Genomic DNA, 24,943 nt, shown 5'->3' with positions numbered 1-24,943 from the left:
TCATCAGTATTATGGGTAAGTGGCAAGTAACCGAGTCTAGCGATGATCTCGGTTACCTGCCTTGAGTATTGATGATTACTCTTTGTTTTTGATATTGCTTTCAATACGGCGGTTGGCTTTGTGGGCTTCTGCCGTCATGGCGTCAATCAATGGTTGTGTTTCACCAAAACCGACACTTGATAGACGGTTCGGATCAATATTGTGAGTATTGATCAGTTCATCTACGACGGCTTGCGCACGACGTTCGGACAACCATTGGTTGTATACTTCAGAGCCTTCTAAAGAAGCGTGTCCGCGAATTTCAACAACGGTATCTGGATGATCCTCCATAAAACGTGCTAACTCAGCAATATCGTTACTGTATTTGGGATCAATTGCTGATGAGTTGTATTGGAACTGGATTTCCAAGCGGTAGGTGTTACCTTCGGTATTATCCGCTTCAGGCGCGGCGAATTTGCTTGGTTCTTTAGGGATAAGGGCGGCGATATCCATATTAGGAACATCAACCAGTGGACACATCATTTCAGGTACGATTTCCATTTTCTCGGCACCTAAATCGGCAAGGTTTGGTAGACCATTACGAGTGATTTCCAGTTTGCTCAGCAGGGTTCCCATCTCCGCCAAAGTCTTGGCAACGGAGATATTACGATCGTAGAACGAGTTGGTGTAAGCTCTACCGGCTTGGAAGTACTCAATCTCGGTATCCAATAAATCCAATAATGTTCGACGGTTGATGGCAAATTGGTCGGCAAACGCGGTTCTGACCATATCCGAAGCGTCTCTATGTTGCGTCAGGATTGGCAATTGATCACTGATTTTCTGGACATCATTGTAGGCAATTTGTAGTGTTTGGCGCATATCGACGCAAGCCTTCTCTCGCAAGTATTGTGCACGGGAAACATTTTCTTTTGCACCGGTAATCGCCGAGCTGGTTCTGCCGTGGTCATAGAGGTTATAACGGAATTCCAAAGCGATTTTGCCGTCTTGTACATCTTCATCAAATCCGTTGTCGTTATAAGTGCGGGCACCGTATTGTGCGGTTAAGTCTAGACGAGGTTTATTCGCGGCACGTTCAACCTGAACGGTGGAGCGCTTGGCCTGAGTATTGCGCAGTGCAGCATGGAAGTTGGCATTGTGTTCATAGGCCACTCCCATGACATCCGCAAAGCTGCCCGGAAGAAGCGAAGATTCCAAATCCGCATTACTCATCTCTACGGTTGGTACTTTGCCAATGATTCTTAGGTATCGGGCACTGACATCATGTAAGTTGGCTTTTTCGGTGAGTAAATTAGACTCGGCAAGCGCTAAACGACCATTTATCTGTTCTAAATCCGCACCTCGTGTGAAGCCGGTTTCAACCCCGGCAAGAATTTTTTCTTGAACATCTTTGTGGCTGTTGTAGTTCTTTTGCGCCAGAATCGCCAATTCGCGATAACGCAGAACATCCTGATAAGCAATATAGGCATCCAACCCGGTTTTCTCTACTGCGGAAAGCAGTTCAAAATAGCGGACCAGTTCATTGTTTTTGAAGGCCTCAGTGTTGTATTCGGTTCGGTTTCCGTCATATAACATCTGTGTCAGGCTGATGCGCCCACTGGCGCCATCAAAATGTTTATTGGTGTAGTTGCTTCGGAACTGGACACTGTAATCGGCGAACAAATCTACGCTAGGGCCGTATTCTGCCGATGCTTGCTCGGTGTTTGCTTGCGAAGATAGAAAATTATGCCAAGCCGCTTGAACCTCAGGATTGGTTTCGATTGCTTCGGTAATTGCTTGTTGTAAAGTGGTGCTTTCTGCATGGGCATTTATGAAGCCAAGAGGTAGGAATAGCGAGCTGAATAATATGGTTCTAGTAGTTTTAATGACTGTAGGGTAAATCATACTATTCTCCTTAAGGAGTTGCTAGATAAGGGTTCGTAATTTCAGAATACTCCAAAAAATGCAGTTTGCAATAAGGAATTATAAATAGCTGTTATCAAATAAATTTATGCATATTCATACTTTGGTACGATGCGGCAAATTTGGGGGGGATTTAAGCTGTAGATAACAAAGCCAAATGTGATGGAGGTTGTCATGAAAGCAGTAGTTGCAATGATTCTGGAAATACAAGGTGAAGTGTTGGCCAGAGATGAGTCGGGGAATACCCGTTTACTGGATGTTGGCGCGGAATTGTATGAAGGCGAAACCCTGATAACCGGCGTGACGGGACGAGTTGTATTGCAGCTTCCTGATCAACAGAGTGTTACCATCGCTGGAGAGCAATCCATTCTATTAACAGAAAATATTCTCGCTGAAAAAGTGGCTTCTGTTGATGATAACACGATTCAAGATCAATCCATTGCAGATGTGTTAGCGGTATTGGAAGCCGGTGGTGACTTAACCGAAGATCTTGAAGCTACCGCAGCGGGTGCGGGTGCGGGTGGAGATGGCGGTTCCATGAGCTTGCGTCTATTGAGTATTGCCGAGCAAGAAGGCGCTCAATATCAAGAAGAAGGTGGTGTGCCTGAAGTTGCACGTGTTGTCGAAACGGTCACGCCTATTTCATATCAAACAGATCCTCTGTCAACAGAGAGTATTCAGGTTACTACAGACGCTTCTGTAGCTAATGAAGTGATACCAAGTATTGCGATTGATGATGTGACAGTAATAGAAGGTAATGAAGAGCAACCTGCGACAGCGATATTTACGGTTAGTTTGAGTGAGGCAGCGACTTCTACCGTTACCGTCAGTTACACAACTGCAGATGGAACAGCGACAGCTGGCCTTGATTACACTGCTGTAAGCGGTGTTCTTACTTTTGCCCCTGGTGAAACGGTAAAACAAATTGCTGTACCAATCAGTCCCGACACCATTTATGAAGGCAATGAAACCTTCGATGTGAACCTTACCAACCCAAGCAATGCGACCATCAGTGATGCGCAAGGTCTGGGTACGATTGTCGATAACGATGCGGAACCGACCATCACAATCGATGATGTGACGGTAAATGAAGACGCGGGAACCGCGACCTTCACGGTGAGCTTGTCGAACCCAAGTGCGTTCCCGGTCAGTGTGGACTATGCGACGGCGGACGGTAGTGCGACCGCGGGTCTGGACTATACGGCACAAAGCGGTACCTTGAACTTCGCCGCCGGAGACACCACCGAAACGATTACGGTACCGATCAGTGAAGACCTGATCTATGAAGGCAATGAAACCTTCGATGTGAACCTTACCAACCCAAGCAATGCGACCATCAGTGATGCGCAAGGTCTGGGTACGATTGTCGATAACGATGCGGAACCAACTATCACGATTGATGATGTGACGGTAAATGAAGACGCGGGAACCGCGACCTTCACGGTGAGCTTGTCGAACCCAAGTGCGTTCCCGGTCAGTGTGGACTATGCGACGGCGGACGGTAGTGCGACCGCGGGTCTGGACTATACGGCACAAAGCGGTACCTTGAACTTCGCCGCCGGAGACACCACCGAAACAATTACGGTACCGATCAGTGAAGACCTGATCTATGAAGGCAATGAAACCTTTGATGTGAACCTTACCAATGCCAGTAATGCGACCATCAGTGATCCGCAAGGTCTGGGTACGATTGTCGATAACGATGCGGAACCGACCATCACAATCGATGATGTGACGGTAAATGAAGACGCGGGAACCGCGACCTTCACGGTGAGCTTGTCGAACCCAAGTGCGTTCCCGGTCAGTGTGGACTATGCGACGGCGGACGGTAGTGCGACCGCGGGTCTGGACTATACGGCACAAAGCGGTACCTTGAACTTCGCCGCCGGAGACACCACCGAAACGATTACGGTACCGATCAGTGAAGACCTGATCTATGAAGGCAATGAAACCTTCGATGTGAACCTTACCAACCCAAGCAATGCGACCATCAGTGATGCGCAAGGTCTGGGTACGATTGTCGATAACGATGCGGAACCGACCATCACAATCGATGATGTGACGGTAAATGAAGACGCGGGAACCGCGACCTTCACGGTGAGCTTGTCGAACCCAAGTGCGTTCCCGGTCAGTGTGGACTATGCGACGGCGGACGGTAGTGCGACCGCGGGTCTGGACTATACGGCACAAAGCGGTACCTTGAACTTCGCCGCCGGAGACACCACCGAAACGATTACGGTACCGATCAGTGAAGACCTGATCTATGAAGGCAATGAAACCTTCGATGTGAACCTTACCAACCCAAGCAATGCGACCATCAGTGATGCGCAAGGTCTGGGTACGATTGTCGATAACGATGCGGAACCAACTATCACGATTGATGATGTGACGGTAAATGAAGACGCGGGAACCGCGACCTTCACGGTGAGCTTGTCGAACCCAAGTGCGTTCCCGGTCAGTGTGGACTATGCGACGGCGGACGGCAGTGCGACCGCGGGTCTGGACTATACGGCACAAAGCGGTACCTTGAACTTCGCCGCCGGAGACACCACCGAAACGATTACGGTACCGATCAGTGAAGACCTGATCTATGAAGGCAATGAAACCTTCGATGTGAACCTTACCAACCCAAGCAATGCGACCATCAGTGATGCGCAAGGTCTGGGTACGATTGTCGATAACGATGCGGAACCAACTATCACGATTGATGATGTGACGGTAAATGAAGACGCGGGAACCGCGACCTTCACGGTGAGCTTGTCGAACCCAAGTGCGTTCCCGGTCAGTGTGGACTATGCGACGGCGGACGGTAGTGCGACCGCGGGTCTGGACTATACGGCACAAAGCGGTACCTTGAACTTCGCCGCCGGAGACACCACCGAAACGATTACGGTACCGATCAGTGAAGACCTGATCTATGAAGGCAATGAAACCTTTGATGTGAACCTTACCAACCCAAGCAATGCGACCATCAGTGATGCGCAAGGTCTGGGTACGATTGTCGATAACGATGCGGAACCGACCATCACAATCGATGATGTGACGGTAAATGAAGACGCGGGAACCGCGACCTTCACGGTGAGCTTGTCGAACCCAAGTGCGTTCCCGGTCAGTGTGGACTATGCGACGGCGGACGGCAGTGCGACCGCGGGTCTGGACTATACGGCACAAAGCGGTACCTTGAACTTCGCCGCCGGAGACACCACCGAAACGATTACGGTACCGATCAGTGAAGACCTGATCTATGAAGGCAATGAAACCTTCGATGTGAACCTTACCAACCCAAGCAATGCGACCATCAGTGATGCGCAAGGTCTGGGTACGATTGTCGATAACGATGCGGAACCAACTATCACGATTGATGATGTGACGGTAAATGAAGACGCGGGAACCGCGACCTTCACGGTGAGCTTGTCGAACCCAAGTGCGTTCCCGGTCAGTGTGGACTATGCGACGGCGGACGGCAGTGCGACCGCGGGTCTGGACTATACGGCACAAAGCGGTACCTTGAACTTCGCCGCCGGAGACACCACCGAAACGATTACGGTACCGATCAGTGAAGACCTGATCTATGAAGGCAATGAAACCTTCGATGTGAACCTTACCAACCCAAGCAATGCGACCATCAGTGATGCGCAAGGTCTGGGTACGATTGTCGATAACGATGCTTTAACAACTGCAGTTTCTGTAGATGAGGATGATATTTCTGGTGCATCTGGTAATGCAGGAGGTACTGGAGATATTACACCTGTAACTTCCGGCACCATTACTTATGACTTAAACGGAGAGTCTGTTGACAGTATTGTTCTGTCAACAAGTGTTGGCGGCGCAAATGGTACAGGTTTAAGTGCCTTGGATGGTACCTCTATCATCACTGTTTGGGATGCTGCTACCAACACCTTAATTGGTTATAAATCCAATGCACCATTGGGTTCGGAAAGCGATGCAGATTATCTGGTATTCACTGTTGCAGTTTCGTCTATTACTGACTCTGGAGCGAGTTATGATGCGACCCTTTATCAGCCAATTAAACATCATGAGCTAGTCGCCGCGGATGATGTAGAAGGGTCTCTAAGCGTTGTTATCAGCGCAGTTATCAGTGGAGACGGAGGTCTAAGTACGTCAGGATCGTTTGATTTAACTATCAACGATGATACTCCTGTTGACTTTACGGCTACCTCTACAGTAGTTGCTCCTGGTGAGACGGATGTTGGCATTGCCTTGAATTTTGAAGCTGGTGCCGATAGCGCAAATCCAAATGGTTACGTATTGGATTTCAGTAATTATAGCGATGGCGGTCAAGTTACTACCAGTGACGGGCAGCTATTGTTCTATGGTTCAGATTTTGAACCTATTATGTGGTCTCAAGTTAGTCCGACTCAAGTCCAAGGTACTGTCAGCGGTGTCGGTGCAGTCTTCACCTTGACTGTCGATGGTAATACTGGCAGCTATACCTTTTCTGCTGTAGATGGTACTTTCTATGTTCAAAACGATATTACGATTACTCCGTCTAATACTGATATCCAAGCGGGTAACGATCCTGTCTACGGTATTGTGGATTTGGCAGGTACAGAAACGGATATTGTTGTAACAGGTAGTGCTGGTGATGTGAACTCCAATTCACTGGTGTTTGGTACCGGGAATGTCTATGTAAATAATGGTCAAACTTTGACATTTGATTTTTATGACGACTCTACCTTGAATGGTGGTGCCGCTAGTTACGATACGTCTGGATTGACGGATAGCGAAATTAATAATTTCGTATTCAATACTGTTAGTGTGAAAAGTACGCCGACCTTTACTGTGGAGGCTTTTGATCAGAATGGAGACCCTGTATCAGTCATTGTATATGATGATAATGGAACTCAAGTCAGTACAGTTGTTGGTGGTGATACGGTGGTTACCGCTGTGGAAGGGGCTTTCTATCAAGTTGTTGGTACGGATTTATATCAACAGGTTGTTATTACAGGTTTAACCGGTGCTGATACAGGTAAAAACTTTTCAGTGAAAATCGATGGTGTCAGTAATATTTCTGAGCATGATGTAGTGCTCAGTGTAGATGCTACAGCTATTGATCAAGATGGAGATTCAGCTGCAGGCACTATCACGGTTGGTATCGACCAAGACGACGTTGCCGGAGTGACAATTGGGGGTCAGCTCATCGATGGGTTTGTCGCGGGATTGGCCTATACGACCTCATCTGGTCTGAGTGGCTTTACCGCAGAGAACGGTGGCTTTAATTATCATTTAGGTGATAGTGTGAGCTTCTCGATTGGTAATGTGTTGTTAGGTACAGTGGATTCATCGAGAATCGCCGATGTTATGTCTGACGGAAAACTCTTCCTGCAAGAAATTGCCGATATTGACTTGAATGTGATGGATAATCAGTATGTCGAAAATATGGCAGTGTTGTTACAGTCCTTGGACAATAATGCCGATGCTTACGACGGAATCCATATCAGTGAGGCTATGCATGAACTGTTCTCAGATGAGCAGTTTGATTTGGCAAATATTTCAGGCGAAGAGCTGGCTGGAATTTTAGAGTCTAATGGTCTAACACCAGTATCGGTTGAAGATGCCATGGCTCATGTTGAAGACATGTTGATTGAGCATGGGGCTATTGACGCTGCTGAAGATTCGCTTATCGACTTTAGTGATGATGGTCTTGACTATGAAGTCGCTGCCGCTGAGAGTGAATCAGATTCTGGTGCTGAATCAGCTGATATTGAGCCGGTCGAGTTGGCAGAGGTAGTTGATGATGCTGAAGGTGAGCAAGTGTTGTCTGAAGGTTCGGATGTTGCTGCCTTGGATGTTCCTGAAACTCAAGTGCCAGATGAAACCATGCAGCAGATCATTGATGATCAGTTAAATGGCGATAGCACTGATACCTAGGATGAATACTAGGGAATATGAACGATAAGGCGTTCAAATAAAAACAGGCCGCATTTGCGGCCTGTTTTGCTTTATGTAGAAGGTCTTTCTCGAAACTAGATCAATTCACGATAGCCGTCTTCATAACTTGGGTAGATAAAGTCATAGCCGCTGGCGCGTACGCGAGCATTGGATAAGCGTTTATTGCTGCGCATCTGTCTCGAGGATTCTTTTGGCTCGATGTGTTCTACATCGGGAACGCTCAATTGCTCCGCCAACCAGTCATAAACCTCACAACTTAATGTTGGGGTGTCATCAACGCCAATATATAAATCATCCACTTGATTGGCATCAGCTTCATTTAATTCAAATAAATGGTTCAGAATGCCCACACAGTCTTCAGTATGAATCCTATTGCTCCAAACACCTTCCATGCAATGAACCTTGCCTTCCATGACTAAATCGATTAAATGGGTGCGGCCAGGGCCGTAGATTCCACCAAAACGAATAATGGTAGAAGGAAAGCGGCTTTCATTGACCAGTGTTTCACCTTCTAAAAGTCGTTTGGTTGAAAAGCCCCCGTTTTCTATAGTGGGGCTTAACTCATTAACAAATTCGCCATCCTCTTGGCCAAAAACCGAAGTGCTGGAGACAAAGAAAAAGCGCTTTATTTTTTGGCTTTTCAGCGCCTGCAAAGTATTCTTTACTCCAAGGACATAGGCTTGGTAGTAGGCAGGGTCTTTATATTTACCTGCTGAGACTATGTAATAAACATAATCAAGCTTGTCGGGGAGGTTGGTAATAGGTACAGAAAGATTTGCCTGAATCGCCTGAATAGGCTCAGGAATAAGGTCCGCCTGACGGCGTAAACCGTATACAGAATGGCCTGATTCAGCGAGTTTGGTGCCTAATCGGCAGCCAAGATCGCCACAACCTACAATTAAAACATTTGCCATAGATTTCCTTTCAAAATAGCAAACAACTTTTAAGCGTATGGTAGGGGCAAAGTATTAAAAATACAATGAGTATTTTTGGTGAATATTGAAAATAATTAATGCTGAATTGAAAACATTTAGATATAAAAAACCGCAGAAGATTGCTCTTGCTGCGGTTTAGCTTTAACTAGCTAATTTAAAAATTAAATTAGAAGTTATAACGTACTGATACTGTGTATCCAAGCTGGGAATGCTTAGTTGTTGATGTGTTCCCCAAACCTGTACCGGCGATACTCACTGTTGTTTCAATTTCAGGAGCATATACTACAGCACCTTCTAAAACTGCATTTTTGCTGATGTTATATCCACCGCCAACAGAAAGATGTGTGTCAGTGGTGGCTGGGAAGAATAAGTTATTTAGCATATTCAGACGAGTGTCAGCTTTAACGGCAATTGGATTGTCACCTTTGTTATAACCTGCGCCCATCCAGTAGCCATTTCCGTTATATTTAACACCTAGACCGAATACGTTTTGATCTTCCCATCCAAAGTCCTTATAACCTGCTGCTTGCCCCCAGCGAACCTGTTTCGCATCAGCTGTTAAAGTGTAGTTCCCCATTTTATGGGCAATACCAACTTTAATTTCTGAAGGTTGCGCAATCTTGTCAGTAAATCCTGTTAGGCCAAATTTGGATGCAGCACCAGAAGTACTATTTAATTGGCCTTTATATGTCATTTCAATTTCAGACTGATATGCTAATGCTAGGGTTGTGTCTTTGCTAATGTCAATATAGGCACCTAGATCAAGACCATATCCAATATCTTGTGCCATGCCTGGCCCAAATGCACTACCAGCGTTGAAGCTTATGTCTAATGCACCGTATTGGATAACTGGTGATAAACCAAAACCATAGTTTTCGTTATTATATGCAATCGTAGGCACAAAACGCATAATTTGCATAGTTGTCTGTGCTAGAGCAAGCGCTGATTGAGTTCCATAGTCCACACCCATTCCAGATGTGCCATACATACCAATACCAAATGACCAATTGTCATTAATGCGCGTGGACATTGATACTGATGGAATTAAGTTTAAATCTGCATCACTACTTTGCATGGCATTTGATAAATTATCAGTTGTACTTTGTACATTTGGCATAAATACAGTGCCACCGAATGCAAATTCTGTTCCTTGCGATTTTGCAACCATAGCGGGGTTAACAATAGTATTTTCAGCACCGTAATAAGCTGCAACACCTGTTCCACCCATAGCGTTAGCTTGGGCACCTACACCAGTCATATTTGTTCCGTTAGTTGCCATTGCAGATGATGCAAAGATGGCTGAAGTAACTGCTAGAGCTAATTTTGTTTTTCTCATGTTTCTTCTCTTTTTATTTCGTTGTTTAGGTTAAAGAACTTTGTCTGTTTTGTGATTTTTCAGACGCCGTTTTTGTTTACGTCAGCTACTATGCAATAACAAATAAGCAAAAGGTAATAAAAAAAATTTTGCTGAAGATTAAATAAATGATTAAGACTTTCTAATATTCTTATATATGGCCTTATAAGTTTTTCTTTGTCTATTAACCTATTGATAATAAAGGTGAAAATATTGTTTTATGCGTAAATTAACTGAGCTTGTTCTTGGCCTGAAAAAATACGTAACTTATTAAGTTGGTCAAAAGTTTAAACTGTTGCAAAAAAGCTACATGTTTTGGCGATGAGTTGTTTGATTTCAGAAACGGGAAAATAAAAAAGGCTATAACTGCATAATTTTTATGGTTTTATTGTTCTCAGGCCGATGTTCTAAGACCAAGGTGTTGATAGTGGAAATTTTGCATATAACTAATAGGTGTTGTGTTTTTATGCAATGTGTTAGCTTTGATGGTGATGAGTTTTGTGGTTGTACTCATTGTTTTTTTGCATGAAGTGAGGCGCTATTTTATAGCGTAGGTATAAACAATATTTAGAGCTGTTGTTAAGTCCGAGAGGTGGGGTGTGACACTTTGTCTGTCTGTTTTGCAACAATAAAAAACCGCCATAGAGGCGGTTTTTTATTTGATGAATAAGTTTCTAAATAACGATTAGAATTCGCCTTTAGAGCCTTTTTCCATCATTTCCCAGATAGTGTTACGAACTTGCATTGTTGCTTCGTAAAGTTCTGGTGGCATCTTTTTACCCATTTTGATAGCCATGTCCATATTCATAGAGTAGATATGTAGACCATCTTCTTCTTCAATGATGTTTACACGACAAGGAAGGAAGCCACCCATAGCAGGAGAGAAGTCAACCATTTTACGAGCAGTTTCTGGATTACAGAAAGACATTACGTGAATGGTCTTAGACTCGATGCCGCGAGCTTTTAGCTCTTCAGATAGTGGTAGCTCACCAACGTTCTTGATGTTGCGGTTGATACCTACGTTATTGATAGCGTCGATTACGTCAGCCAATTCAACACCGTCTTCTACTTTCATTTCCCACATAGTCGCATCAGCGATATCACCTTCCGCTTCAACCCACTTGTCCCATACTTGCATGAATGTACCGCCAGCACCATCTTCTAGGTTGCTGATCGCATTCATTGTGCCACAACCAGAAAGTGCAGCTACAGAAGCAGCTAATACTGCTGCTTTGAATAAATTAACTAGTTTCATGGAATGTCTCCGTTGCTATTGTCTATTTTTCAGCAGAGTGTTTGTAGCCCCGCTTAATTTTTTCAGGGAGTAGATTAACGACTATTAATATGCTTGGAAAACTAATTTTTTTATGGGCTACATTATTTTCTTTTATTAAAATTTCCTAATACTCTAATATGAATAAAATTAATGACACCTAAAGCCTAATGATAACAGGGTGTTGCATAGGTTTTTGTCGCTTGGTAGTAACACTTTTTGCTGTTGCCATTCGCGATAAACGGGGAAGTTTCTGCGAAATTTTTCGTATTTTTTTTCTACTTCGTCATGATTTTCGCTGCGAATTGCTAAATCATCCGCCTGTGGATTGTGAGTTTTGCTGAAAATCTGACACAGTGTCGCTTGTTTATTTGCTAAATTTTGAATCTCTATGGGCTCTGGTGATTTAGGTAAGGCTTTTTGCCAAGATTTATCTGGTGTTATTTGCCAATGTTTGCATAGATTGCCATAGACCATGCTGCTGCCGGCAACTTTGGCATCCAATGAGTGTCCTGCGATATGGGGCGTGGCAATAAAGGCGGTGTCATAAAGTGCTTTATCAATATAGGGCTCGTTTTCCCAGCAATCGATAATATTGGCAAGCGTCTTTGTTTTGCTCCAGGCGGCTTCATTAATAATGCCGCCTCGGGCGGCATTGATAATAATTTGATGTGGCTCAACCCGCTTGAGTTTTTCAGCTGAAATCAAATCCAGTGTTGGGTGTTTTCCGTTTGAAGTGAGCGGTGTGTGTACTGTAATGATGTCCGCTTTCAAACAAGTGTCTAAATCGGTATAGGGCTCATTTAAAAGTAGATCAGGATTTGCCTCGATTTTTGGTGGGTCGTTTAATAGGCATTCAATGCCTAAAATTTTGGCTTTACTGTAAACACGGCTGCCAACATTGCCTACGCCAATGATAGCGAGTGTTTTGCGGGATAGATCAAAACCAAAATGTTCGGCTAACTGAAAAAGAATGGTAATAACGTATTCAGCTACCGAATTGGCATTGCACCCCTGTGCAGAATAAAACGTAATTCCCTCGGTGGATAGATAGTGTTGGTCGATATGATCCAATCCCACGACGGTGCTGCCCACATATTTGACAGCGGTGTTTTTTAATAGCGATTCATTCACTTGGGTGCGCGAGCGTACAATCAATGCATCGGCATTTAATAAATGATGGTTGCAGATATCTCTGCCGGGTAGTGTGATAACTTCACCCAGATGGGAAAATATCTCTTTGGCGTAAGGCACGGCGTCATCGATTACAAGCGTTTTTTTAGTCATATATATAAAGGTGTGCTTTTATTGTTGGGTAATATCTATAGTTTAGAATTAATGGTTATTGATGATAATGCCATAATCTCTTTGTGGAGAACAGTTACTTTAGTAAGTGGAGTATTTTAAGTTTTGCAAAAAAATAGACAGTTGCATTTAATTAATGGGCCAGCAGGAGATATCGAGGTTCGTTTGCATTCTCATGAGTCATCAACCGAGAAAGGTTTGGTTGTAATCAGTCACCCACATCCATTATTTGGTGGCACCATGAATAATAAAGTGGTGACCACGATGGAAAAGGCTTTTTTCCAGCTTGGCTTCGATACGCTTGCTTATAACTTTCGTGGCGTCGGTAGCAGTCAGGGTGAATATGATGAAGGTATTGGCGAAGTAGATGATTTGTTGGCGGTATCTCAGTGGCAGAAAGCAAACAAAAATTATGCACAAACCCTGTTTGCCGGGTTTTCTTTCGGGAGTTATGTTTCGTTAAAAGCTTCCAAAAAGTCGTCACTGGATAGTCTTTGTCTGGTGGCGCCTCCGGTTGGTCTTTATGATTTTTCGGATTTTAATCATATAACTACTGACTGGTTGGTGATTCAGGGTGGAGCTGATGAAGTGGTTGATGTGCAAGAGGTCAAAGGCTGGATAGCAAAGCAACAAAACGGCCCGGATATTTATTGGCGTAATAAAGCGAGTCACTTTTTTCATGGCGAGTTGATTTGGCTTAGAGATGTGATAGCAACCCACTTCAGATAAAGTTACGTATATTGATTGGTATAAAAAAGAATATTAGGAGTTGCTAATATATATTAGTCTTTTATAATATAAGAGTTTTCTTATATGTTAATAAGCTTGTGTTATGGCAGTTTTGTCGCTATGGTTAGGCTTTTAACGGGAAACTTAAGCAATAGAGCCAATAAAGAAAAACAGTGCATTTCGTGCGTTACGAGATTATCGAAAACAAGGGTTAATAAGTGAGTCTACAAATGGATAGAGTGATGACAATGGACAATCAAACGCATAACAAACGTTTTACCCGAAAGCTGGGATTGTTTGGCGCGGTTTGTGTAGCCATGACATTTAATGTTTCGGCTTTTGCACAAACATTGGATTTTAAAGCCTGTGTTGAAACAGCCCTGAATCAAAACCCGGAAATGCAAGCCAGTTCCGCTCGCATCAACCAGGCTCAAGCGGCTTTGGAGAAGGCTCAATCGAGCCGTTTGCCACAAATCACTCTGTCTATGACCGGAAGTCGTTCCGACGATGCATTGAATGCCTTTGGGATGAAATTGCAGCAGCGTCAGGTTAATCCTGCAACCGACTTTAGTTCTTCAGCTTTAAATGCTCCGGATGCCCAGAGCAATTTCAATACCCGTATCGAGTTGTTATTACCGGTGTGGAATGGCGGCAAAATCAGCGCCTATGAAGATCAAGCGCAAGCGATGATCGAAGCGGCTCAAAAAGGCGATCAGGCTGTTCAGCAGTATCTAACCTTTAATGTCTATCAAGCTTATGAGGCGGTTCATGCCGCGCGCGCCTATGTTTTGGTTGCCAAGCAAGCCGTTGAAACGGCACAGTCTTTTGTTAAAACGACAAAAAACTTGGTCGAGCAGGGAATTGTCGTGCGCTCGGAATTATTAAGTGCCGAAGTTCATCAATCTACCGCAGAAGTCGAGCTGCTTAAAGCACAAGGCCAAGAACAGATCGCGTTGGATACATTGAAAATGCTGATGAATATTGATGCGACAGCTGAGCTTTCGATTGGAGAGCGTGTCGACTTGACGCTGGTTGAACAGGACGCCAATGAGCTGGTCAAAAAAGCTTTACAAAACAACCTGCAGCTAGCGGCTAAGCGTAAAGAGGCCGATTCGTCTGCCATGGCAATCGATGTGGCTAAAACTGACTACAAACCAAGTTTTAATGTCATGATGCGCAAAGATTGGCACGATGACTCCTTAGGCTTTGACTCGGATTCTTATACCGTAGCCGGGGTGTTTTCGTGGAAAATCACCGATTTCGGTGTTACCGACAGTTCGGTAGCGATGGCGACATCAGCGGTAGCGGAAAAAAGAGCGGCGGTTGCTTCTGAAGAAAATAAGCTGCGTTTGGATGTGATGTCATCATGGAGAAAATTACAGATTGCCAAGCAGCAAGTTAAATCCAATCAGTTGGCGGTGAAGCAAGCCAGTGAAGCGCAGCAGTTGGTCATGAAGCGTTATAAAAGCGGCGTGGCTACCATTACTGAAGTCCTAGCCAGTGAAACGCAATTGGATAAGGCACGTGCCGATTTGGTCGCGGCGGAATTTGATGTCAATGTGCATAAAGCCAAATTAATGCTGACAGCCGGTGAAATGGATATTCGCCGTTTGTAATAAGCGGGCTAGCAAATACAGAATTTTGAACAGTTTTATAAAGACTTAATACAAAGATTAATAAGGGTTGAGAGGTTAAAAGATGCAGCAAATCTCAAAAATTTTAGCAGTATCGGTGCTGGCTAGTGTGATGACGCTAAGCGGTTGTGAGCAAGAGGCAGCAACACCTAAAGAAGACAGCGCAAAAACCGTAGAGGCGCAAGTGACAACGGTGAGTCTAGGCACTATGCCAATGGTATCTGTGGTGCCGGGTGCAGTGGTTCCAGATCAAAAGGCACAAATTGCCTCGCGTTTAATGGGCTATATCAAGAACCTGAATGTGAAGGTTGGTCAACAGGTTAAGCAGGGCGACTTGTTGTTCTCTATCGATTCCGGTGACATTAACTCGCAAATCTCACAAGCGCGTTCAGGCTATCAGCAGGCGTTAGCCGCTTTAAAAGATGCCGAGCTGGATTATGAGCGTTTCTCTAAATTGTATAAGGAAGACTCGGTCTCTAAGCAGCAGTTCGATAAAATCAAGTTGCAGTATCGCGTCGCTCAGGAATCTCTGGCAGCGGCGAAGTCTGGTTTAGAGCAAGCCCAGGCGCAATTGAATTATGCCAATGTAAAAGCTCCGTTTGACGGTGTAGTGGTTGAGAAGATGGCGGTCGCCGGTTCTTTGGCGGCGCCTGGCAACCCTGTTGTCGTGGTGGAGAACTTAACCTCGCTAAGCGTGCAAACTCAGGTGTCATCCGATTTATATGCCAAGTTGCGTTTGGGCGATAATGCGACCATTCAAATTGATGGCGTGCAAAGCTCGCTCGAAGGTACGATTTATACTTTAGTTAGTGCGGCAGACCCGCGCACTCGCACCCATACAGTTAAGCTAAGCCTACCGAATCTAAACGATATCAACAGTGGGACCTTTGCCAAGGTGAGCTTTAAGCATGGTGAACGTCAAACGGTATTGCTGCCAAAATCAGCGATTGTTAATCGTGCCGGTATCGACGGTGTATTTGTCGTTAAAGACGGCAAGGCATTTTTCTATATGGTTCGTACCGGGCAGAGTTTAGGGGATTTAGTCGAAATTCAGTCAGGCGTTTCTTTAGGTGACAAGGTCGTTATTTCCAATAATCAGGCGTTGTTGAATGGTGATCAAGTAACTGTGGTTGATGGTGCTAAGGGAGCTTAGTAATGGCTGAAAATCAAGTGAAAAAATCGGATCAGGAAACTGACAATCTAAATATCGCCGGTAAGCTCGCCAAGTCGTTTATTCACTCTAAAATTACCATGATGATGGTTTTGGCTGTGACGTTGGCCGGTATTCTGGCATACATGATCACTCCGCGTGAATATAACCCGCAGATTGTCGTTCCGGCGGCGAATATTATTGTCCCTAAAGCCGGTGCGACACCGGAAGAAGTCAATAATATGGTGGTCAAGCCTCTGGAAAATATTCTCAGTGCTTTACCGGGTGTTGACCATACTTTTGGGTATGCCGGTAATGACTTCGGTGTGGTGACGGTGCAGTTCGAAGTAGGCGAGAACCAGGTAGACAGTCTGGTCAAGGTTTATAACCAGATCATGCAAAACTTGGATCGTATGCCGCCGGATACTCAGCAGCCATTGGTCAAACCTATCAATGTCGATGACGTACCGATTATGACCCTGGCGGTGACTTCCAAGGAGCTGTCCGGTTATGACCTGCGTGATATTTCCTTAAAATTGGTAGAAAACCTGCGCAATATTCCGGGTGTCTCTTTCACCGAAGTGGTTGGTGGTAAGCAACGTGCGGTGAATGTTTGGTTGGATGCCCAGAAAATCACTTTGACCGGTTTGACGCTGGAAAGCATTAGCGAGATGCTCAAGGGCAGTAATGTCTCTTTACCGGTTGGTACGGTTGTCAATAACAACCGCAGCCAGATGATTCGTGTCAACGGCTATTTGGGTGATGCCAAAGAAGTCGGCGAAATTGTTATTGGTGCCAATAACGGTCGTCCGATTTATCTGAAAGACATTGCCACCATTGAAGATGGCCCGAAAGAGTCTGATAGTTATACGCGCCTAGGTTTCGGCCCGGCAGCGGCCGTCAGCACGATGGGTGAACAAGCGGCGGTAACGATTTCGTTGGCCAAAAAACCGGGTACCAATGCGGTTAATGTCGCCAATGCCGTTTTAGAACAACTGGACAAGCTAAAAGCCTCGGTGATTCCTGCCAATGTTGATGTGGTTGTGACCCGTAATGACGGTGAAAAAGCCAATGCTGCGGTTAATTTGTTAATGGAGCACCTAGTCATTGCGATCGCCTCGGTTGTTGTCATTCTAGTGTTGTTCTTGGGATGGCGTGAAGCAGGAATTGTCACCCTGACAGTGCCGTTGATTCTGTTTGTGGTGCTGTTTGTCGGCTTGATTGCCGAACAGACCATGAACCGTATCACCTTGTTTGCCTTGATACTGTCATTGGGGCTGCTGGTGGATGCCGCGATTGTCGTTATTGAGAATATTCACCGCCATATTCATGAAGGCTTTGACCCGGAAAAGTTCGATGAATTGATGATCAAAGCCACCAATGAAATCGGTAACCCGACCAATGTGGCAACCATTGCGGTGATTTTGGCCTTTATTCCGATGCTATTTGTAACCGGAATGATGGGGCCGTTTATGGCACCGATTCCATTCAATGTGCCGGTGGCGATGATTGCCTCATTGGTTGTGGCGTATATTCTTGTACCTTATGCGGCTTATCGCCTATTGGGTAAAAAAGCCATTAAAGAGATGCAAAAGCGCGAAAGCACCGAATCTCACCATTTGGAAAAAGAGGATTGGATGCAAAAGCTTTATGTGAAGCTGATTGTGCCTATGATTGAGAGCCGCACCAAGCGTAATGTGTTTTTAGGGGTGGTGTTGATCACCCTTATGGGCGCTATGTTGCAGCCGGCGTTACAGTTCTTGCGTGATGATGGTATGAATAATCCATTGCATCCGGCCGGTGTTGAAGTGAAGATGTTGCCTTATGACAACACCAGTACTTTCTTGGTACAGGTCGATATGCCTGAAGGCAGTGCCTTAGAGGCGACTGACCGCGTGGTACGTCATGTTGGTAGTATCTTGTCGAATACAAAACATGTCACCGACTACAGCGTATATCTTGGTGATCATGCGCCAATCGACTTTGCCGCCTTGGTTCGTGGTGATTTGATTAAGCAAGGTAATAACTTTGCCCAAATTCGCGTGAATCTGGTGGATAAACACTCGCGTTCGTCATCGTCTCACCAAATCGTACAGGACTTTGATGTGGCTCTTGGTGAAATCCGCAAGATTTTCCCGGAAGCGAATATCAAGTTATATGAAACGCCACCAGGGCCACCGGTGACCATGCAGATTATGGCGGAGCTTTACGGCCCAGACTATGAAAAGCTTAGAGAAGCTTCTGTAGAGGTAAGTAAGGCATTCCATCAAATCTACGGGCTAACCAATATTGATGATTCGGTAACCGCCGATAATTTGAGTTACGAAATCAATATCGATCGTGAGCAGTCTAACTTGTTGGGCGTAGCGCCTGCACAAGTTAGTAAGATGCTGCGTGACTATATCAATGGTTTCGAGCTGGGTTATATGCACCTGGATGATGTTCGTGAGCCGGTCAATATCATTGTTCGACTACCACGAAGTGAGCGTACTGTAGTTGATCAATTAATGACCCTGCAGGTTCAATCTCGCTCGGGCGCTTCGGTTCCGTTATCAGCGGTGGCCAAGGTGGAAGAGGTGGTCTACGCTAAGCCGATTATCGGTCGTGACCAACATCAGATGGTGATGTTGGGTGGAGAGCTACTGCGTTCCAGTCCGGTTTATGCAGTGCTTTCTCTGGATAAGATGCTAGACGGCGTTAAATTACCTGAATCTGGCGTGACTTTCCATACCGCAAACCTTGGTTTTGTTTCCGCCCAGCCGGATGATGTCATGAACTATAGCTTGTTATGGGGCGGTGAAATGCGTCTAACATTGGATGTGTTTCGTGATATGGGTAGTGCGTTTATTGTCGCGATTGTCTTTATCTACCTGATTCTGGTCGGTTATTACCGCTCGTTTATGATGCCGTTAATCGTAATGGGTGCGATTCCTTTGACGATGATCGGAGTATTCCCGGGGCACTGGCTGACCGGGCAGGCGTTTACTGCAACCTCTATGATCGGGGTGATTGCATTGGCCGGTATCGTGGTGCGTAATTCGCTCTTGTTGATAGACTTTATTCTTGAGTACCGTGCCGAAGGTAAGTCGCTAAGAGACGCGGTAATCGAAGCAGGTAAAGTTCGTTTCCGTCCTATCCTGTTAACGGCGCTAGCGATTATGTTCGGTTCCATGATCATGATTACCGATCCGGTATTCGGTGGTCTGGCAGTATCGTTGATTTTCGGAACCCTGTCTTCAACGGTGCTGACATTGCTGGTTATCCCTCTGCTTTACTATATCTGGCAGTGGCATGGTGGTGTCAAACAGCAAGAAGCTTTAGAGCGCCAGAACTCGCTGTAAAAGCGAATGATTGAGAGAAGATGAAGCCTTAATTAGTCTATTGATTTGCAACCCCAAGTTTGTAAAATGAGGAACAGTTAAGGCTCTTATACTAAATGCATTCACTTAGGAGGTTATGCATGAAAACTTTAGCAAAAGCATTAACGGTTCTTGGTCTGGCGGCGGCAACAGCGATGCCTGCTCATGCCGAAGATCCGATGGTAGTTAACGTATCTCGATTGTCGGCTGATGTTGCCAACACTATTGCTGTCAATACCATTAAAGCCTGTCGTGAAAAGGGTATTCCGGTCAGTGTTACCGTTGTCGATAGAAACGGTATTGTACAGGTGCAGATGCGTGATACCATCGCTCCGCCTGTGTCTCTAAGTATCAGCCAGAAAAAAGCTTATACTTCGGTAATGTTCAATGTTAAAGGGTCAGGTTTGGAAGGTCGTGCAAAAGGGCCTTTAACCTCTATTGGTGAAGGTCTTGCGTTTATGGCTGGTTCAACGCCGATTACAGCTGGCGGCAAACTCTATGGTGCGGTCGGTGTTTCCGGTGCCCCGGACGGAATGGATGACGAAGCTTGTGCCATTGAAGGCTTTAAGTCTGTAGCAGACGATTTGGAAATGATGTAATTTATTTTTAAATCAAATCTAAAAATGCCGCTTATGCGGCATTTTTTATGCCTAATGAAAGTTGATGGATTCTCAAGTGTCGCGCATAGACAAAGTAATTCCGAGCAAGTATAATCCGCACATCCTTCGGAGAGCTGTCTGAGTGGTTGAAGGAGCTCGCCTGGAAAGTGAGTATAGGTTAATCGCCTATCGGGGGTTCGAATCCCCCGCTCTCCGCCATTACTTTCCTTTATATCTCTATAAAATATTTATTCCTTTATTTTCAATGTGTTACTTCTTGTGACAGCCTGAATTTTTCTACTTTTTGCTGTTTTTTACGCTTATTTTTTACAAAAGCGAGTACAAAAGCGAGTACAAATTTCAATTTTTTATTTGTGTGAGTACAAAGTCGGTTTTTGATTTCTAACCTATTGATTTTTCATTGTTAACTTTGCTTTTTAGAAAGTTTTTTTGAATTTTTTATTCGAATCCTCTTTAGGGATTCGAACCACCGATATGATACAAATTAATAGTAATTAAGTAGATTTATTGCGTATGATTATTAAAAAATAATATTTTTATATAAATAGTCATTAAGTTGTCCAGCTGTAAAACATATCCAATAAGGAAAGAAATTTGGCAATAGCAATAATTTTAAGAAATCAACTTCCGGTTAACCGTTTTAGAGATTTATTGGTTGGTTCTATAAAGACAGGCGCTGGAAATAAAGCATTGCTTTGTTCAGGTTTTTTTCAAGAGAACTATCGAGGTTCTTCGTATCAGGCATCTCAAGAAATTAATTTTGGAAGAGAGGTTGCGAAATCAAAAATTCAACTCGATACAGTAGGTATTCATAATGGGGTTTGGAAGCAGTCTTATAGAGACTTTAGGGACAACATGACTAGGCTAGGAGCTAATATAAATTGTTATTATAAAAATGGCTTAAAGTGGCACGCAAAAGTATTTATTCTTTCTCAAGATGATGATCCTGTCTTCGGAATTATTGGCAGTTCAAACATTACTAGAACAGCTTTCGGAAGTATAAATTCATTCAATTATGAATGTGATGTAATTATTTGGCCTGATGAATGTAAATTGATAGACGAGTGGTTTGATGAACAGATGAGGGGGAATAATTTTCCATATGAAGTTATTAGAGCCCCATATGATCCTGAATTAAATAATGGAATTTCAGTAAGAGATCGCTTGAATTCACTCAAAAATGAAATTTTAGATTCTAGAATTACTCTTCTAGACTGATTCTGAGCCCAATAAAAGTTCTAAAAAAAACTTCAAATCATAGGTCTAATAAGACAATTTTAGCTTCGCTACTAAAAAGCCGGCTTTCTACTTAATATTTTGCGATTTAAACAAGTTTTTCCCATGGGGAATTTAAAGCTACAGCAAGAAAAAACAGAATGTAAGGCATGACAGTGCTTGTGAATGCGGGGCGCGTAAGCGCTATATGTGTATTTATCATTGTTCTAGCATATTTATTTGTTTCGATGTTCAAGGTATGTTGTGCGCTGTTTTTTATTCCTTTGTTGTCGTTAAACTCAACTATACAGCGAAAATTAACATAGTGCTGGTTAGCCATTGGAATGGTTTTAATTGTTCTTGTTTTAGGTAAATCAAATTTTTTTCGTATTTCTGTGGCTGCTTGGTGTAATAAAAAATTTTGCATAAATTTATTTTTTACAAGTTGACCTCGTTCATGTGCAAAGCTGTTTGAGATTATTTCTCTGCTTGTCTGCCAGTATCTTAGTAAAAACCAAAATAATATTATCCATGCTATGAGTGTTAGGTACTCCGGATTATGGAATGTGACGTTTATTGCTTGTAGTTTGAGTTGTCCTCCATTTGTGATTTCTCCGCCAGCTAAGTGATAAATGATAAATGCCATAGATATAGCAACAAGGTTACGCCTTTCTGAGTTTGAGTCTTGATATTCCATATATTTCTTTAGTGTTAAGCAATGATACGTAAATAATACATTAATAATGATTCTTTAAGAATGTTGAATTTTTATGTGTCATGCACCTTTTTATAGTCAAATCACATTTTAGGCAGCTGGCTTTTGCCGCATTTAAAGAGGGGAAGGGGGAAATAACTCTTGCATTAGTGTAAGACGTGTTATACATTCATAAGTGTCTTACATGTATAACACAATGTAATACAAGGTATTTTGACCATGAGCGTTATTTATAATACAATGCGAACCCTTTGTTCGGTTTCGATTTTTATAAACTATTAAGGTTTATAATTATTGGCCGATATCGTGCTTATAGATATAAGCACATTAATTATTCATCTTGGAGAGGATGTTATGGGAGTTAAGACTACTAGATTTGGTGGTGTTGAGCTAAGTGGTAAAGATGCAGATTGGTTTAGACAGCGAATTGCCCAAGAACCAAAAAAAAACATGTTGGCTATTAAACTTCTAAAAGAAGGCCGTGAAGTTGCAGACAAACAGCGAGCAGTTGCCGCAAGATAGTGGCATTCAGTTTAATATTCTTGAGTATCCAAGACACATTGTCCATGAGTTTGAGCTCAGCGATCCAGAAGATTCATTAACGCATTTCATTAAAGAGCAGGCATTCGAGTTTGACCGCCTGCTCATATCTAAAACTTATGTAGCTGAAATTGGTCGCAAAGTCATTGGTTTTATTTCTCTTACATGTACAGAAATAAAATTTGAAGATGATGTTGCTGATGATTCTGGACATCCAGTAAATAATTTTCAATCAAAGCCAGCCGTAAAAATTACACGCCTAGCTGTAGATCAAAGATATCAACGACAAGGTATTGGCCAAATTTTATTGGCTCAAAGTTTTAGTTTGGTTGTTGACACGATTCGAGAGACAGTTGGTTGTCGATTCCTTGTTCTTGATGCAAGAAAGGATAAGATTGATTGGTATCAGAGTTTTGGTTTTGAACTAGTGGGTACACATGAAAATATGATGAGAGAGTGTCCGATTATGTTTCTGGATTTGAGGGACTTAGTTGAGAGATAAGAACTCTAATTAAGTTATGTTTTAAGGTTTTGTTATTCATTCTATTGGCAAAAAAGTCTTTATACCTAAACAAGTAAGCTTTTTGTAATTTGTGGCTTAAACGAGCATGTTTAAGATGAGTTTCAAAGAGCGGGTACAAATGCGGGTATAAGCATATGAAAGTGGGCTGAAACCATTGTGCATAGATAGCTTTGAAATCCCCCGCTCTCCGCCATATATATAAAAGCTGAACAGAAATGTTCGGCTTTTTTTGTTTCTAAGCTCTGTGTTTATTTGCTTTCAGCATCTAATCATTGATTGTTGTAAAAATCCATTCAAGTAAAGCTTGGTGCATTCAACGAGTCGTGTTTAGCTTGCAAAGCTATGTCTAGCTCAGCTTAATTAATGGTTGATCCACTTCGGTGGAAGTGAGGCTATATGATAGTGATGTGGCAGAAGAATAAGGTAGAAGCGGCGGTCTGGCGGTCTTTGCGAAAAACCTCCATGACTTTATGTCCTTGTTTTCGAACAAGTGTGGCTCAATTGAAGATTCTTACATTTATTTAGTCCTGTATAGGAGAGTTGTGAAAAATAGAATAGGTGTCTGAAAATGGTTTTTTTATAAAAAAATCCTTTTTATACAGTTGCTTAGATACGGTGTCTGATAATGGATGTAAACCTGAACGGTTTTCATAGTTGTCGAATAATTTGATTTTGCAACATAATGAAAAATATCAAGATTTTTTGGGATTGTTTTTGTTATGAAATTACAGGTCATTTTAGGGCAGAGTACTTAAAGCCGATTTTTGCACAATTGAAGTCCAAGGCGATCGATTATCGAGATTCTGAGTTTTATTCGCCAATGTTCGATACCGCCTACATTGATGAAACGGCACGTTTGCCTTCGGAAATTGTTTTGTTTTGGCTGCAAGATCTATTGGAAAAACATGATTTTTCTATCTCGGCGGAGACTTGGCTAGCACAGCCAAAGATTCATCCTGTCGATTTGTTGCAAGCCGAGTGCTCCTGTTTGGAAAATGCGTTGCATAGCTTTCGCAACATGCTAAATATCGTAGGGTCTGAAGCCGCGCTGGATATAAATTACAGTTCGAATAGTGTTGTTGAGTTTGAGTTTTATCGCAATCCGCAGATAGAGACGCCATTTGCCAGCTTTGCAGTCGGTCAGTGGTTGGTTTTTTCACTATTGATGCGTGTTATTGAGCTATACAGTGACGCCAAGCCGGCTTGTATCAGCTTTATTGGTGATCAGTATTTTACTGATGATATCAATGTGCTTTTTTCGGGGTGTCCTGTGTCGCTAAAGCAAAATAAAATTGCGTTGTATTATCGAAATCAGGATTTGAATTTATCGCAGCATTTCTTTGCTAAATTATCGCCAAATCAGCCTTGTAGCTGGGAGTTGAGACGTTTTATTCACGAAATGGCACCGAGTCATTTTGCGGCAAAGCGTATAAGCGGTGAAGCTTTAGCCCATGCATTAGCAGTCGACAGTTGAGTCGTGATCTTTCGGAAAAAGGCTTGAGCTATCGAGAGATAATCAATGGTCTGAAGGTTGAACAAGCTAAAAAAATGCTTAAAGACACCAATCTTTCCTTATCAGAGATTTCTATGAGCTTAGGGTATTCAACCAATAGTCATTTTACTAGGGCGTTTAAAAACGTCACCGGGTTAACGCCAAGTATTTTCCGTTCGCATCAAATAGGTTCGAAACGAAAATCTAATGAGCCAGATGAAATGTTTTCCAGCGTGATTGGGTCTCTTAAAAATTAAAACAAATATATTTTGGTTTATTTGGCGGAG

General features: G+C 43.4%; 17 protein-coding genes and 1 tRNA gene. 12 read left to right on the top strand and 6 right to left on the bottom strand.

The window, feature by feature from the left end; all coding sequences use genetic code 11:
- Positions 1-75 precede the first annotated feature (75 nt).
- Positions 76-1,881 carry a TolC family protein gene (locus tag FE785_RS08875; RefSeq protein WP_138565406.1) on the bottom strand — a complete coding sequence of 602 codons (1,806 nt, stop codon included), beginning with the start codon at positions 1,879-1,881 and terminating at the stop codon, positions 76-78.
- A 192-nt stretch (positions 1,882-2,073) separates the two neighbouring features.
- Here FE785_RS08875 and FE785_RS08870 point away from each other — a divergent pair, with 192 nt between their 5' ends.
- Positions 2,074-7,791: a retention module-containing protein gene (locus FE785_RS08870; protein WP_168188951.1), complete on the top strand. Its 5,718-nt coding sequence runs from the start codon at positions 2,074-2,076 to the stop codon at positions 7,789-7,791.
- A 95-nt stretch (positions 7,792-7,886) separates the two neighbouring features.
- Here the strand turns inward: FE785_RS08870 and FE785_RS08865 are convergent, their stop codons facing one another.
- The 4 genes from FE785_RS08865 to FE785_RS08850 all read right to left on the bottom strand — a co-directional run bounded on the left by FE785_RS08865 (position 7,887) and on the right by FE785_RS08850 (position 12,661).
- Positions 7,887-8,726, bottom strand: coding sequence for an NAD-dependent epimerase/dehydratase family protein (locus FE785_RS08865; protein ID WP_138565404.1), 840 nt, complete (start codon positions 8,724-8,726; stop codon positions 7,887-7,889).
- 187 nt (positions 8,727-8,913) lie between these two features.
- Entirely contained in the window at positions 8,914-10,083 is a 1,170-nt protein-coding gene (locus tag FE785_RS08860; RefSeq protein ID WP_138565403.1) for an OmpP1/FadL family transporter, read from the bottom strand.
- A gap of 703 nt (positions 10,084-10,786) precedes the next feature.
- A complete protein-coding gene (locus FE785_RS08855; protein WP_138565402.1) occupies positions 10,787-11,356 on the bottom strand; it encodes a DUF302 domain-containing protein in 570 nt (189 codons plus the stop codon).
- A gap of 168 nt (positions 11,357-11,524) precedes the next feature.
- Entirely contained in the window at positions 11,525-12,661 is a 1,137-nt protein-coding gene (locus tag FE785_RS08850; RefSeq protein WP_138565401.1) for a 4-phosphoerythronate dehydrogenase, read from the bottom strand.
- A 123-nt stretch (positions 12,662-12,784) separates the two neighbouring features.
- Here FE785_RS08850 and FE785_RS08845 point away from each other — a divergent pair, with 123 nt between their 5' ends.
- The 7 genes from FE785_RS08845 (at position 12,785) to FE785_RS08815 (ending at position 21,389) form a co-directional block, all read left to right on the top strand.
- Positions 12,785-13,408 (top strand): alpha/beta hydrolase, encoded by a 624-nt coding sequence (locus tag FE785_RS08845; protein ID WP_138565400.1) that lies wholly within the window; start codon positions 12,785-12,787, stop codon positions 13,406-13,408.
- 218 nt (positions 13,409-13,626) lie between these two features.
- The gene (locus FE785_RS08840; RefSeq protein ID WP_238696252.1) at positions 13,627-15,024 is read left to right on the top strand and encodes a TolC family protein; all 1,398 of its coding nucleotides are present in this window, start codon (positions 13,627-13,629) and stop codon (positions 15,022-15,024) included.
- Between the two features lie 82 nt (positions 15,025-15,106).
- Positions 15,107-16,195, top strand: a complete 1,089-nt coding sequence (locus FE785_RS08835; RefSeq protein WP_138565399.1) for an efflux RND transporter periplasmic adaptor subunit — start codon at positions 15,107-15,109, stop codon at positions 16,193-16,195.
- Between the two features lie 2 nt (positions 16,196-16,197).
- Entirely contained in the window at positions 16,198-19,533 is a 3,336-nt protein-coding gene (locus FE785_RS08830) for an efflux RND transporter permease subunit (RefSeq protein WP_138565398.1), read from the top strand.
- A 119-nt stretch (positions 19,534-19,652) separates the two neighbouring features.
- Positions 19,653-20,150 carry a GlcG/HbpS family heme-binding protein gene (locus tag FE785_RS08825; protein ID WP_238696251.1) on the top strand — a complete coding sequence of 166 codons (498 nt, stop codon included), beginning with the start codon at positions 19,653-19,655 and terminating at the stop codon, positions 20,148-20,150.
- Between the two features lie 128 nt (positions 20,151-20,278).
- Positions 20,279-20,369 (top strand) — tRNA-Ser (locus FE785_RS08820).
- A 396-nt stretch (positions 20,370-20,765) separates the two neighbouring features.
- On the top strand, positions 20,766-21,389 hold the full coding sequence (locus FE785_RS08815) for a phospholipase D family protein (protein WP_168188950.1): 624 nt from the start codon (positions 20,766-20,768) through the stop codon (positions 21,387-21,389).
- A 106-nt stretch (positions 21,390-21,495) separates the two neighbouring features.
- Here FE785_RS08815 and FE785_RS08810 read toward each other — a convergent pair whose 3' ends face one another.
- On the bottom strand, positions 21,496-22,083 hold the full coding sequence (locus FE785_RS08810; protein ID WP_138565395.1) for a hypothetical protein: 588 nt from the start codon (positions 22,081-22,083) through the stop codon (positions 21,496-21,498).
- 312 nt (positions 22,084-22,395) lie between these two features.
- Between FE785_RS08810 and FE785_RS08805 the strand changes: the two genes are divergently transcribed.
- The 4 genes from FE785_RS08805 to FE785_RS08790 all read left to right on the top strand — a co-directional run bounded on the left by FE785_RS08805 (position 22,396) and on the right by FE785_RS08790 (position 24,913).
- On the top strand, positions 22,396-22,623 hold the full coding sequence (locus FE785_RS08805; protein ID WP_138565394.1) for a hypothetical protein: 228 nt from the start codon (positions 22,396-22,398) through the stop codon (positions 22,621-22,623).
- Positions 22,589-23,143, top strand: a complete 555-nt coding sequence (locus tag FE785_RS08800; RefSeq protein WP_168188949.1) for a GNAT family N-acetyltransferase — start codon at positions 22,589-22,591, stop codon at positions 23,141-23,143. The genes FE785_RS08805 and FE785_RS08800 overlap by 35 nt, the downstream gene beginning before the upstream one ends.
- Positions 23,144-23,936: 793 nt before the next feature.
- Positions 23,937-24,638 carry a hypothetical protein gene (locus FE785_RS08795; protein WP_138565392.1) on the top strand — a complete coding sequence of 234 codons (702 nt, stop codon included), beginning with the start codon at positions 23,937-23,939 and terminating at the stop codon, positions 24,636-24,638.
- Complete coding sequence (locus tag FE785_RS08790) at positions 24,635-24,913, top strand: helix-turn-helix domain-containing protein (RefSeq protein WP_168188948.1); 279 nt, start codon at positions 24,635-24,637, stop codon at positions 24,911-24,913. The genes FE785_RS08795 and FE785_RS08790 overlap by 4 nt, the downstream gene beginning before the upstream one ends.
- Positions 24,914-24,943 lie beyond the last annotated feature (30 nt).

The organism is Thiomicrorhabdus sediminis (assembly GCF_005885815.1).
GTDB lineage: Bacteria > Pseudomonadota > Gammaproteobacteria > Thiomicrospirales > Thiomicrospiraceae > Thiomicrorhabdus > Thiomicrorhabdus sediminis.
The sequence above is the reverse complement of the archived record's forward strand: the minus strand, read 5'-3'. Positions and strand labels throughout refer to the sequence as shown.